This is a genomic window from Labrys sp. HAY1-8F (genome assembly GCF_056754975.1).
Map to the genome: position 1 here is coordinate 5443976 of NZ_JBPGWZ010000002.1, position 12997 is coordinate 5456972.

12 protein-coding genes are annotated in these 12997 nt (G+C 61.6%); all 12 read left to right on the top strand.

Annotation, left to right across the window (positions count from 1 at the left end; genetic code table 11):
• Positions 1–147 precede the first annotated feature (147 nt).
• The 12 genes from ACR9ZN_RS34250 (at position 148) to ACR9ZN_RS34305 (ending at position 12996) form a co-directional block, all read left to right on the top strand.
• A complete protein-coding gene (locus ACR9ZN_RS34250; RefSeq protein WP_434956045.1) occupies positions 148–1158 on the top strand; it encodes a 30S ribosomal protein S2 in 1011 nt (336 codons plus the stop codon).
• Between the two features lie 153 nt (positions 1159–1311).
• Entirely contained in the window at positions 1312–2241 is a 930-nt protein-coding gene (tsf, locus tag ACR9ZN_RS34255; RefSeq protein ID WP_434956046.1) for a translation elongation factor Ts, read from the top strand.
• A gap of 113 nt (positions 2242–2354) precedes the next feature.
• Positions 2355–3071, top strand: a complete 717-nt coding sequence (gene pyrH, locus ACR9ZN_RS34260; RefSeq protein ID WP_434956047.1) for a UMP kinase — start codon at positions 2355–2357, stop codon at positions 3069–3071.
• Between the two features lie 33 nt (positions 3072–3104).
• The gene (frr, locus tag ACR9ZN_RS34265; protein WP_434956048.1) at positions 3105–3665 is read left to right on the top strand and encodes a ribosome recycling factor; all 561 of its coding nucleotides are present in this window, start codon (positions 3105–3107) and stop codon (positions 3663–3665) included.
• A 133-nt stretch (positions 3666–3798) separates the two neighbouring features.
• Entirely contained in the window at positions 3799–4569 is a 771-nt protein-coding gene (locus ACR9ZN_RS34270; protein ID WP_434956049.1) for an isoprenyl transferase, read from the top strand.
• A gap of 109 nt (positions 4570–4678) precedes the next feature.
• The gene (locus ACR9ZN_RS34275) at positions 4679–5503 is read left to right on the top strand and encodes a phosphatidate cytidylyltransferase (RefSeq protein ID WP_481274319.1); all 825 of its coding nucleotides are present in this window, start codon (positions 4679–4681) and stop codon (positions 5501–5503) included.
• Between the two features lie 171 nt (positions 5504–5674).
• Complete coding sequence (locus ACR9ZN_RS34280; protein WP_441772502.1) at positions 5675–6799, top strand: M50 family metallopeptidase; 1125 nt, start codon at positions 5675–5677, stop codon at positions 6797–6799.
• A 173-nt stretch (positions 6800–6972) separates the two neighbouring features.
• Positions 6973–9177, top strand: a complete 2205-nt coding sequence (gene bamA, locus ACR9ZN_RS34285) for an outer membrane protein assembly factor BamA (RefSeq protein ID WP_481274320.1) — start codon at positions 6973–6975, stop codon at positions 9175–9177.
• A gap of 387 nt (positions 9178–9564) precedes the next feature.
• Positions 9565–10641 carry a UDP-3-O-(3-hydroxymyristoyl)glucosamine N-acyltransferase gene (lpxD, locus tag ACR9ZN_RS34290; protein WP_481274321.1) on the top strand — a complete coding sequence of 359 codons (1077 nt, stop codon included), beginning with the start codon at positions 9565–9567 and terminating at the stop codon, positions 10639–10641.
• A gap of 167 nt (positions 10642–10808) precedes the next feature.
• Complete coding sequence (fabZ, locus tag ACR9ZN_RS34295) at positions 10809–11273, top strand: 3-hydroxyacyl-ACP dehydratase FabZ (protein ID WP_434956054.1); 465 nt, start codon at positions 10809–10811, stop codon at positions 11271–11273.
• Positions 11273–12109, top strand: a complete 837-nt coding sequence (gene lpxA / locus ACR9ZN_RS34300) for an acyl-ACP--UDP-N-acetylglucosamine O-acyltransferase (RefSeq protein ID WP_481274322.1) — start codon at positions 11273–11275, stop codon at positions 12107–12109. Before fabZ ends, lpxA begins: the two co-directional genes overlap by 1 nt.
• Positions 12106–12996: an LpxI family protein gene (locus tag ACR9ZN_RS34305; RefSeq protein WP_481274323.1), complete on the top strand. Its 891-nt coding sequence runs from the start codon at positions 12106–12108 to the stop codon at positions 12994–12996. Before lpxA ends, ACR9ZN_RS34305 begins: the two co-directional genes overlap by 4 nt.
• Position 12997 lies beyond the last annotated feature (1 nt).

Genomic DNA, 12997 nt, shown 5'->3' on the forward strand with positions numbered 1-12997 from the left:
CACATCCCCTTATAGAGCGCGCCATTCCACACGCGGACGAAGCGGCCCTGCCGCTCCGGTGCCGTGTTTTGTTTCGTCCGCTATGGCGCGGCGAGGCAGGCACGGTAGATGTCCGCGGAGGCCTTATCAAACCGGAGTTACAACTCTATGGCACTGCCAGATTTTTCCATGCGCCAGCTGCTCGAAGCTGGAGCCCATTTCGGCCATCAGTCGCACCGCTGGAACCCCAAGATGGGGCCCTATCTCTTCGGCGTGCGCAACGGCATCCACATCATCGACCTCGCCCAGACGGTTCCTGCGTTCCATCGCGCTCTGCAGGCGGTGTCGGACACGGTCGCCCGTGGCGGTCGCGTGCTGTTCGTCGGCACCAAGCGCCAGGCTCAGGACGCGGTTGCCGATGCGGCCCGCCGTTCGGCCCAGTATTATGTCAATTCGCGTTGGCTCGGCGGCACGCTGACCAATTGGAAGACCATCTCCAACTCGATCCAGCGTCTGCGCAAGCTCGACGAGCTGCTCTCCGGTGGCGCCCAGCAGGGCTACACCAAGAAGGAGCGCCTCGACCTCACCCGCGAGCGCGACAAGCTCGAGCGCGCCCTCGGCGGTATCAAGGACATGGGCGGCACCCCCGACCTGATCTTCATCATCGATACCAACAAGGAAGACATCGCGATCAAGGAAGCCCGCCGCCTCAACATCCCGGTGGCCGCCGTCCTCGATTCGAATTCCGATCCGGATGGCATTACCTTCCCGATTCCGGCCAATGACGACGCTGGCCGCGCTCTGTCGCTCTATTGCGATCTCGTCGCCCGTGCCGCTCTTGACGGCATCTCCCGCGCCCATGGCGACATGGGTCTCGACATCGGCGCCGAAGAAGCGCCGCTGGTCGAGGAACTGCCGGTTGCCGACGAAGCCGCTTCGGGTGAGCTTTTCGAGCTCCTGTCCGCTCCGCGCGGCGCGCCCGACGATCTGACCAAGTTGACCGGCGTCGGCCCGCAGCTCGAGAAGAAGCTCAACGAGGGTGGTCTGTGGCACTATTGGCAGGTCGCCGCCATGACCCCGGCCGACGTTGCCAAGGTCGATGCCGAGCTCAAGCTCAACGGTCGTATCGATCGTGACGGCTGGGTGGAACTGGCCCGCAATCTGGTCGCCGGCGCCTGACACGGTCTGAAGGCTGCAATTTCGTTGCAGCCTCCCTATCTATCCCTGAACACGGCCCGGTTGCTCGCCTTCCAATTGTGATGTTGGAGTGGTAAGCGCCGGGCCGCTTCCCATCACCGGACCTGTTCCGGTTTCCCAAAGAGGTATCCTGCAATGTCGAACATTACCGCCGCCATGGTGAAAGAGCTGCGCGAACAGACCGGCGCGGGCATGATGGATTGCAAGGCAGCGCTCACCGAGACCGCCGGCGATCTGGAAGCCGCCGTTGACTGGCTGCGCAAGAAGGGCCTGTCGAAGGCCGCCAAGAAGGCTGGTCGTGTCGCTGCCGAAGGGCTTGTCGCCCTGCTGGTCGAAGGCAACCAGGGCGTTGCCGTGGAAGTCAATTCCGAAACCGACTTCGTGGCCCGTAACCCCGAGTTCCAGGATCTGGTCGGCGGTATCGCCGAAGTGGCTCTGAAGACCGGCGAGGACGTCGAGGCCCTCAAGGCGGCTGCCTTCCCGGGCGGCGGCACGGTCGAGGAGAAGATCTCCGCCACGGTTGCCAAGATCGGCGAGAACATGTCGCTTCGCCGTGCCAAGATCGTCTCGGTCGGGCAGGGCGCCCTGGCGACCTATATCCACAACCCGGTCGTTGCCAACAAGGGCCGCATCGGCGTGATTGTCGCGCTGGAGTCCGCTGGCAATACCGAGAAGCTCGCCGAACTCGGCCGTCAGATTGCCATGCACGTCGCGTCTTCGAACCCGGTCGCAGTCGATGCCGCTGGCGTCGATGCCGCGATTGTCGAGCGTGAGAAGACCATTCTCGCCGAAAAGTATCGCGAGCAGGGCAAGCCGGAAGCTGCGATCGCCAAGATCGTCGAGAGCGGCATCAAGACCTATTTCAAGGAAGTAACCCTGCTCGAGCAGCCCTTCATCTTCGATCCCTCCAAGTCGGTCGGCCAGGCCATCAAGGAGAGCGAAGGTGCTGCCGGCGGCCCGATCAAGGTGGCTGGCTTCATCCGCTACGCTCTGGGTGAGGGCATCGAGAAGCAGGAAAGCGATTTCGCAGCCGAAGTTGCCGCTCAGGCTGGTCACGCCGCCTGATCTTCTATTCCAACGACCCTTGGCCGCACTTCGGCCATGTGGATGATCGAGATCGACAACAGGCGGCTTAGAGCCGCCTGTTGTATAAGTGGCCAGCGAATCGGAGAGCAGTCATGGCGGTACTTCCCTATAAGCGCGTCCTGGTGAAGCTTTCCGGTGAGGCATTGATGGGAGGCGAGGCCTTCGGCATCGATCGCGGCACGGTGCGCCGGATAGCCGAGGACGTCATCGAAGCGGTCAAGCTGGGTGTGGAAGTCGGCGTGGTCGTGGGCGGCGGCAATATCTTCCGCGGCTCGCAGATCGCCGGTATGGGCTTGTCGCGGCCTGCGGCCGACTCGATGGGCATGCTCGCCACCGTAATGAACGTCATCGCGCTCGAGGCCCAACTCGCTTCCCTCGGCCAATCCGCTCGCGCCATGTCCGGCGTCGCCATGCCGTCGGTGGTCGAAACCTATACGCGCCAGCAGGCGATGGAGCATCTGGCCAAGGACCGTGTCGTGCTGCTGGCGGGCGGCACCGGCAATCCCTTCTTCACTACCGACACCGGCGGTGCACTGCGTGCGGCGGAGCTGGAATGCAACGTCCTGATGAAGGGCACGCAGGTCGACGGCATCTATTCCGCCGATCCCAAGAAGGATCCCGCTGCTACCCGCTATGATCACATCACCCATGACGAGGTCATCCGCAAAGACCTCAAGATCATGGATACGGCGGCGTTTGCGCTTGCCCGCGAGGCGCGCTTGCCGATAATTGTCTTTTCGATTCAACAACCCGGATCCCTGGCAGCCGTGCTGCGCGGGGAGGGGCGTTGCACTCTGGTCACTCCCTGACCACTTCCGTCAAAGAAATTCGAGGGCAGGAACATGGCTGCGTCATTCGATATCGCTGAGGTCAAGCGTCGCATGGAAGGCGCGCTCAATGCGCTGAAACATGAACTGGGTGGTCTGCGCACCGGCCGGGCCTCTTCCTCACTGCTCGAACCGGTGCATGTCGATGCCTATGGCGCCAGCATGCAGCTGTCGCAGGTCGCCACCATTTCGGTGCCCGAACCGCGCCTGCTTAGCGTGCAGGTCTGGGACCGTGGCATGGTCGGCGCCGTCGAGAAGGCGATCATGAACTCCAATCTTGGTCTCAATCCGCAGACCGAGGGACAGGTGATCCGGCTGCGCATTCCCGAGATGACGCAGGATCGCCGTAAGGAACTGGTCAAGGTCGCGCATAAATATACCGAGTCGGCGCGCGTGGCGGTTCGGCATGTCCGCCGTGACGGCCTGGACATTCTGAAGAAGACGGAAAAAGACGGTACGATTGGTGAAGACGAAGAAAAGCGTCTGGCCGATCAGGTGCAGAAGGCGACTGATGCGATGATCGCCGAAATCGATAAGACCCTCCTTTCCAAGGAGAAGGAAATCATGCAGGTGTGACGGAAGAGGGGTGCAGATTATCCGCAAGGACTATTCTACTCCCCCTATTCGACACCAATTATCCACTGTCTATCCGATGATCGTTCGATAGAATTCGTGCCAGCCGGTTCGGCGGAGAAGCTTCGAGGCACCAATGTTTGGCAGGGACGAAATCGACGACGCAACTGTGGCGACCCCGCCGGCTCATGTCGCCATCATCATGGATGGTAATGGCCGCTGGGCCTCCAAGCGCCTGATGCCCCGTTTCGAGGGGCATCGTCGGGGCGTGGAGGCGCTCAGGCGTACCGTCCGCGCCGCTGCTGAGCTGGGCATCCGTTACCTAACGCTCTATTCCTTCTCGTCGGAGAACTGGTCGAGGCCCCGGACTGAAGTCGACTATCTCATGGGGCTGGTGAAGCGCTTTGTGCGCAACGATCTGGCCGACCTGCATGCCAACAATGTCCGGGTTCGTATCATCGGCGAGCGTGAAGGGCTCGACGCCGAACTTGCCGAGCTCCTGATCGAGGTCGAGAATCTCACGGCCGCCAATACCGGATTGACCCTCGTCGTGGCGTTCAACTACGGCGCCCGGCAGGAGATTGTTGCGGCAGCCAGGCGCTTGGCGGAGAAGGTTGCGGAAGGGCTGCTCAAGCCGGCAGATATTACGGCCGAAGCCATCGGCGCCAATCTGCACACGCATGATATTCCGGATCCAGATCTGGTCATCCGGACCTCGGGAGAACAAAGGCTCTCCAATTTCCTGCTCTGGCAGGCGGCCTATGCGGAGTTGGTTTTTATTCCCTTGCTCTGGCCGGATTTCGACCGCCGGGCCCTGGAAGCGGCGCTAGCCGAGTATCACGCGCGCGACCGTCGTTTCGGGGGACTGGGCGAGACCGATCCTCCCCGTCAGGCCAATTCCGGCTAGGGCGGTATCGTCGACGTGCCTGTGGGGGATGATGTGACAGCAGTTTTGTGTCGGGGGACAGCGGCTAGTCGGCCGCGAGGGGCGGTGCCATCCGTCCGCGGTCTCTGACATGGCGAGCGTATCCAAGGCAAACTGGTCCGATCTTTCCATCCGCATCGCCTCCGCCCTGGTGATGGCCGGGTTGGCGCTGGCCACGGCCTGGTGGGGAGGCCCTCTTTTCGTACTGTTCTGGTTCCTCGCAGCTGCCGCGGTTCTTTGCGAATGGCTGTTTCTGATCGCCGCCGGTCGACGCGATTGGCTGATCGTTGTGCTCGGTGTCGGCCTGCTCGCCGTGTCCACGCTGTTTGCCCTGAGCGGGCAAGCCGGAATCGCTCTGTTGACCGTCGTCGGGGGCGCGGCGGTGATGGGCGGCCTGGCGTGGGGACGAGGTCTGGCGCAGCCGCTGCTGGCCGCTGTCGCCATACCCTATGCGGCCTGCGTGGTCTTGCCGGTTACTCTTTTGAGGCTCGACGAGCCCCATGGCATGCGCGCCATTTTCGTGCTGTTTGCCATTGTCTGGGGCTCGGATGTACTGGCCTATTTCACTGGTCGGACCCTGGGTGGTCCCAAGCTCTGGCCGAGGGTAAGCCCGAAGAAGACCTGGTCTGGCTTCATCGGCGGCACCGTGTTTGCTGCGGCGGCGGCCGGCCTTGTCGGCGGCTCCGTTGTTCTTGTTCCCATAGGGGCCGCGCTGGCGGCGATCTCTCAAGGTGGTGATCTCCTTGAATCCGCCTTGAAGCGCCGCTTTGATGCCAAGGACGCGAGCCAGCTGATACCCGGCCATGGCGGCGTCATGGACAGGCTCGACGGCTTTCTGGCGGCGGCGCTGGCTGCTTTGCTGATCGGGCTTGTGCATGCTGGCCTGCATCCGGCCCAGGGCTTCATTGTGTGGTAGTGCCGAAAGGCTAGGCAGAGTTTCCCGACGAGACCCAAGAGTGAGCCTCGCCGGGAAACTCTGCAAATTGGTTTGCTATCTTGCCAGTTCCTCCTGACCGTGCCTGTGGCCCCATCATGAGGAACCTGAGTAGGCCGGTGTGGCTTGGCTTTTGGCGCGTGAGAGGAATGGATGATGGGTTTTCTGGATAGTTTCGGTCTCGGTGCTCTCGGCTTCGTGCCGTTCATCGTGATCATTTCCATCCTGATCTTCTTTCACGAGCTTGGGCATTTCCTTGTCGGGCGCTGGTGCGGCGTGAAAGTCGTGACCTTCTCGATCGGCTTCGGGCCGGAATTGTTCGGCTATGACGACCGGCACGGGACCCATTGGCGTATCGCAGCAATCCCCCTCGGCGGTTATGTGCGCTTCTTCGGCGATGCCAATGCCGCTTCTCTGCCCGATGAAGAGCGCAACCAGCTGATGACGCCGGAGGAGCGTGCGGTCAGCCTGTTCCACAAACCGGTCTGGCAGCGCATCGCCATCGTGGCGGCCGGCCCTCTGGCCAATTTCATCCTGGCCGCTTTTGTCTTCGCGGCTGCATTCTCGATTTATGGTTACCCGAATTCTGACGCCATTATCGGGCCGATCAAGGCTGACGGACCGGCGGCCAAGGCGGGACTGCGCAAGGGCGACAGGATCGTCGAGGTCAACGGCACCAAAGTCACCCTGTTCGACCAGCTTCCGGAACTGATTTCGGCTGTGCCCGGGCGCCCCGTGAACCTCACCATCGAGCGTGGACAGGAGAGTTTCGACGTCAGCGTCACACCTGAAACGCGTACGTTCTCCACGCCCGATGGCAAGACCATTTCGCGGGCCATCATCGGCATCGGCCCCGGCGGCATGTCGCGTCTCGACCCTGTTTCGGCGCTGTGGCAAGGCACCAAGGAAACCGGACAAGGTATTGGTGCATCAGCGAAATTTATCTACGACCTCTTTGCCGGACGTGGTGATCCCAAGCAGGTGACCGGCATTGTCGGCATTGCGGTCGTATCCAAGACGATTACCGAAACCATCGGGCTCGCCGGTCTGATCCTGCTCACGGCTGGTCTGTCGATTTCCGTCGGCTTCATCAATCTGTTGCCGATTCCGGTTCTAGATGGCGGACATCTGGTCTTTTACGCCATCGAGGCGATCCGGGGCAGGCCAGTGGGAGCCCGTGCGCAGGAACTGTCCTTCGGCATCGGGCTCATGTTGATAATTACAATCACTGTTTTGGTGTTGGGCCATGATCTGTCACAGCAATTATCGGGCGGTTGAGAGGGCGTGGCGGATTCGCAACGGTCTCCCAAAAAAGGACGGACGGTGGCCGGGGGTCGGTTTGCATGTGTCCGGAAACCCTGTAGAAGCATTTCCAATGAGAGCAATGCGGGCTGGTGAGGTTTGGCATTGAGCTCGACTTGGTTTGGTAAAAAGAGTGGGATTTAGACCCGATGGCAACAGCAATGTACAAGTTGAAGCTGGGCGTTGCCCTCGCGGCTGTCGCGGTTCCGTCGTTGTTCGGGGCCTTCGTGGCATCTCCTTTGGTGGGCACGGCTGAAGCCGCTCCGAGGAAGCATGTTGCGTCGCGCTCGGCACCGATCGTCAACCGCATCGTGTTCGAGAAGAACAAGAAGGTCACAGCGGACCAGCTGTCTTCCATCATGGAGACCAAGCCCGGTAGCCAGGTGAACCAGGCCACCCTCAATGCGGACATCGATCGCATGCGTGAGGCCTACAACCGGACCGGCCGCTCGACGGTGCAGATTACCTATCGCGAAGTCCAGTTGCCGAACAATCGCGTCGACCTCGTCTTCACAGTGGCTGAGGGCTCGAAGGTCGGCATCGACTCGATCAACTTCGTCGGTAACAACAATTTCTCCGCCTGGCGCCTGAAGCGCCAGATGGCCACGATCGAGAGCGGCTATCTCGGCTGGCTGCGCACCACCGACACGTATGATCCGGATCGCCTCGCCGGTGACGAAGAGCGCCTGCGCCAGTTCTATGTGAACCACGGCTATCCCGATTTCCGCGTCGTCTCGATCGTGCCGTCGCTGAACGAGAAGCAGGACGCCTATGTCCTGACCGTCACGGTCGACGAGGGGCAGTATTACAAATTCGGCCCCTCGCAGGTCGAATCCACCATTTCCGACGTCAATCCCGCTGACCTGAACGGCGATATCCAGTCCTGGAACAACTGGACCTATCGTGGCGAGGACGTGGACAAGACCGTCGAGGACATGACGATCAAGCTGGCTGGTTCCGGCCACCCCTTCGCTCAGGTCCGCCCGCGCGCCGTTCGTGACGCCGGCGGCAACATCATCAGCGTCAACTATGTCGTGGAAGAGGGCGCGAAGGTCTATATCGAGCGCATCAACATCCGCGGCAACACCCGCACGCGTGACTATGTGATCCGCCGCGAGTTCGACGTTGGTGAAGGCGACCCCTACAACAAGGCGCTGATCGAACGGGCGACCCGCCGCCTGCGCAACCTCGGCTACTTCAAGAACATCCGCGTCACCAACGAGCCGGGCTCGGAGCCCGATCGCGTGATCGTCAATGTCGAGGTCGAAGATCAGTCGACCGGCGAATTCTCGCTGGGCGGCGGCTACTCCACCTCTGACGGCTTCCTCGGCGAAGTCTCGCTCACCGAGCGCAACTTCCTCGGCCGCGGCCAGTATGTGAAGGCGTCGGTGCAGTACGGCCAGCGCACGCAGGGCTACAGCCTATCCTTCACCGAGCCCTACTTCCTGGGGCAGCGCATTGCCGCCGGCTTCGACCTGTTCTCGAAGACCACGGATGACAGCGACTACAGCTACTACAAGGACCAGACCACGGGTGGCACGCTGCGCGCCGCCTTCCCGATCACCGAGAACTTCACCGTCGGCGTGAATTATACGATTTATTCGGAGAAGGTATCGATTCCGGATACGCGTTACACCGATGGCGACTTCGACAATGGCGAAGCATCGTGGGCGATCAAGGAGTTGGCGGGTCACAGCCGTCTTGTCTCCATGCTGGGTTACACGCTGACCTACAACACCCTCGATGATCTCAAGCAGCCGAGTTCGGGTATCTACGTCCAGTTCAAGCAGGATGTTGCCGGCTTGGGCGGTGACGCCAAGTTCATCAAGCAGTCGATCGACGGTCGTTACTACTATTCGCTGACCGACGATCTCACCGTAATGGTACGCGGCCAGGGCGGCTATATGCATGGCTTTGGCGGCAAAGATAATCTGGCGATCGTCGACCAGTTCAGCCCGGGCCCCGATCTGGTACGTGGCTTCGCTCCAGGTGGCATCGGAGCGCGTGATATTGCTGGCGGCGCCAAGGGCAACGGTCTGGGCGGTACGACTTATTTCGGCGGTACGGTGGAACTCCAGTTCCCGATCTTCGGTTTGCCGCGTGAAGTCGGTCTGCGTGGCGCCGTATTCGCAGATGCCGGTACTCTGTATGGCTATGGTGGTAAGAATTTTGCCATCCAGCACCCTGGGGAGTTCGATCTCGTCGACAGCCACAAGATCCGCTCTTCCGTCGGCGCCAGCTTGCTGTGGGCTTCGCCTCTGGGACCGCTGCGCTTCGACTACGCTTACGTCCTGACCAAGGACAAGCATGACGACACGCAGGCTTTCCGCTTCGGCACGATCGTCAACTATTGATGATCTGACCTGAGGTTTGTGCCGGCCGGTCCCTTTGGGGCCGGCCGGTTTTTTGTTCGCAAAGCGGCATCCTTCGCATGCCGCAATGAACGGAAATACTCGGTGTTTTGCATTGCATCCCTTTCATCGTGTAAGGGCTAGAGCGTTTTGCGATTTGACGAGTCAACCAGAGCCGCGGCGACGCTCATGCCAATCCGTTGGATCGGTTTGGAAACTAGGAGCTGGAGCGAACAAGCGTTCGGACATGAACCTGGTTTGCTCTGGGGATGAACGATCAGGCCGGTAACGCTTTTGCAAAGGGACTGGTCTATTCATAATGAAAAAGATCACCGGTTTCGGAGCAGCCACTCGAAGCCGGATTTGGGGGCTGACCGTAGCGTGGAGTTGATGACGGATCCGGTATTCTTTCACGCGCGCAACCACCTCACCGTTGCCGACATCGTCGAACTCACCGGCGCTGAACCGGCGGCCGGCCTGTCGCTGGACTTGACAGTGGAACGCGTGGCGCCGCTCGATCATGCCGGGGAGGGCGATCTGAGCTTCCTTGAGAATCCGCATTATCTGCCGATGCTGGAAACGTCGAAGGCGGCGGTGATTCTGATCTCGCCCAAATTCACCGATCGCGCCCCGAAGAATGCGCCCTTGCTGGTGGCGCGCGAGCCCTATCGTGCCTTTGCCCAGATCGGCATGGCGTTGTTCCCGGACGCGGCACGCCCACAATCCTTTTTCGGAGCCAAGGGCATTTCGCCGGGTGCCGTCGTGCACCCCGAAGCGAGGCTTGAGATCGGTGTGACCGTCGATCCGGGCGCCGTCATCGGGCCGCGGGCGGAAATCGGGGCAGGGACCATCGTCGGCGCCAACGCCGTGATCGGATCGGATGTTCGGATCGGGCGTGACTGCTCGATCAGCCCGAATGCGGTGATCCAGCATTCCCTGATCGGTAATCGTGTCATCATCCATGCCGGTGCCTGTCTTGGCCAGGATGGTTTCGGTTTTTCGATGGGGCCGCGCGGCCACCTCAAAGTGCCGCAGGTCGGTCGCGTCGTGGTGCAGGACGATGTCGAGATCGGCGCTTGCACCACTATCGATCGTGGTGCCAATCGTGACACCATCATCGGCGAGGGTACCAAGATCGATAATCAGGTGCAGATTGCCCACAACGTCATGGTCGGGCGGCACTGCGTGCTGGTGGCCAAGGTCGGGATCTCCGGTTCGACCGTCCTGGAGGATTTCGTGGTGATGGGAGGTGCCTCCGCCACGGTTGGCCATATCCGCATCGGCATGGGTGCCCAGATCGCGGGCGCCTCCAACGTCAAGGACGATGTGCCGCCGGGCGCTCGCATGGGCGGTACGCCCGCCCAGCCGTTGGGGGACTATGCGCGCGAACTGGCCCTGCTCAAGAGACTGGTCAAGAATTCGCGGGTTCGATCAGGCCAAGGAACGGATGAGGGATCCGCTCCCTAAAGCGTCTTGCGATTTCGTGAGCCATCGGGAATCGCAAAGACGCATCAGAACAAGGAGTTAGAGCAAAAAGCGTTTTCGTTGAAACGCGCTTTGCTCTAGGGAGCGATATGGAGTTTGGTTTAAGCGCTCTGGCTGAAGGCCGGGCAGGTTCAGGAAATGAGACCTATATGAGTGAAGCAACCCCTGGAACGCTGGAAACCGCAGATATCGGCAAGCTCTTGACCCTGCTGCCGCATCGCTATCCCTTTCTGCTCGTGGACCGCATCGTCGAGATCGATGGCGACAATTCCGCCGTCGGCATCAAGAACGTCACCTTCAACGAGCCGCATTTTACCGGCCACTTCCCGGGGCAACCGGTGATGCCAGGCGTGCTGGTGATCGAAGCGATGGCGCAGACGGCCGGTGCGATCTGCGTACTCAGCAGCGAGGGCAAGGCCAAGCCCAAGGTCGTCTATTTCATGACAATCGACGAATGCCGTTTCCGTAAGCCGGTCACGCCGGGCGATCAGATGCGTCTGCACCTGACCAAACTGAAGAACCGCCGCAATATGTGGTGGTACAAGGGAGAGGCCAAGGTTGATGGTGTCACGGTCGCCGAGGCTATCGTCTCCGCCATGCTGGTCACCGAATAATGGCGGAGGGGGCTCGCCAGATCATCCATCCGTCCGCGGTCGTCGAAGCGGGAGCAAAACTGGGCGAAGGCGTCAGCATCGGCCCTTTCTGCGTTGTTGGAGCCGAGGCGACTTTGGCTGACGGCGTCACATTGCATTCGCATGTCGTCGTCGCCGGACGTACCAGCATCGGCGCGCGCACCAAGGTGTTCCCCTTTGCCTCGCTGGGTCATCAGCCACAGGACCTCAAATATGCTGATGAGCCCTCGGACCTCACGATCGGCAGTGATTGCCTGATCCGGGAGGGGGTAACGATGAATCCCGGCACGAGCGGTGGCGGCATGCACACCATTGTCGGTGATCGCTGTGCCTTTCTCGCCAATTCCCATGTCGGGCACGATTGCAAGCTCGGCAACAACATCATCCTCTCCAACGGTGTCTTGTTGGCCGGCCATGTCTCGGTTGGCGACTATGCCATTCTGGGCGGAGCCGCTGCGGTAATCCAGTTCGCGCGCGTCGGCGCGCATGCCTTCGTTGGCGGGCTGTCCGGGCTCGAGAACGATCTGATCCCCTTCGGCATGGCCCTGGGTGATCGCGCCAGTCTGGCAGGCCTCAACATCATCGGCCTGAAGCGCCGCGGCTTCGGGCGGGAACAGATCCATGCCTTGCGTCATGCCTATCGCATGCTGTTTGCCTCCGCTGGGACCTTGAAGGAACGCGTGGAAAGGGTCGCCGAGACCTTCGCCGATCAGGCCGCGGTGATGGAGATCGTCGATTTCGTGAGAGCCGGCGGTGAGCGTGCTTTGGTAACGCCGCGCGATGCGTCGGCGCGAGATCTCGCAGGCAGCGAGGCGTGAGCACGCCGCCTGCTGCCGGAACGGTCTCAGCCATGCCTGCCTTGGCGGTTGTCGCCGGGGCGGGGCGTTTGCCGGCCGAGATTGCGGCGGAGGCGGCAGGGCGGGGCGAAGCTGTCGTGATCCTGCCCTTGAAAGGCTTTGCGGATGCCGATTTTGCTGGTTACGCCCAATATCCTGTCAGCCTGATCGATCCAAAAGGGGTTCTGCAGGAGTTGGCCCGGGCCGGTGCAGGCCGAGTGATCCTGGCGGGTGCCGTGCATCGCCCGGGGCTCGGCATGGTGCGGTCCGGCATCCAGGCCGTACGGCATCTCGAAGAGATCCGTAACGTGCTCGAGGGCGGGGACGACAATCTCCTGCGGGGGGTCATCGTCTTTCTGGAAAAGCACGGCTATGCGGTCGTCGGCGTTCGTGATGTGGCGCCGTCGCTGATGGCAGCCAGGGGAACGCTCGGCCATCTGTCGCCCAGCGCGGCGGAGCTCGAAGGGATCGCCATCGGCCGGCGCGCTCTTGCCGCCATGGGGCCGAGCGACATTGGCCAGGGCGTTGTGGTCGCACAAAGGCGCGTACTGGCCGTCGAAGCCGCCGAGGGCACGGATAACATGATCCGGCGAGTTGCCGTTTTGCGCCGGCTTGGCCTATTTGGCCGCTTGTCGCGCCATGGCCGCCCGCCCATCGCCGAGCAGGATGGCGGTGTGCTGGTGAAGGCGGCCAAGCCGGGACAGGATTTCAGGGCCGATCTTCCGAGCATCGGCCCGCGCACAGTACGCCTCGCCAAGAAGGCCGGACTTGCCGGTATCGCCATCGAGGCCGGCAACGTTCTCGTGCTGGAGCGGGATGCGACGATTGCGGCAGCCGATGCCGCCAATCTATTCCTTGTCGGGGTGTGAT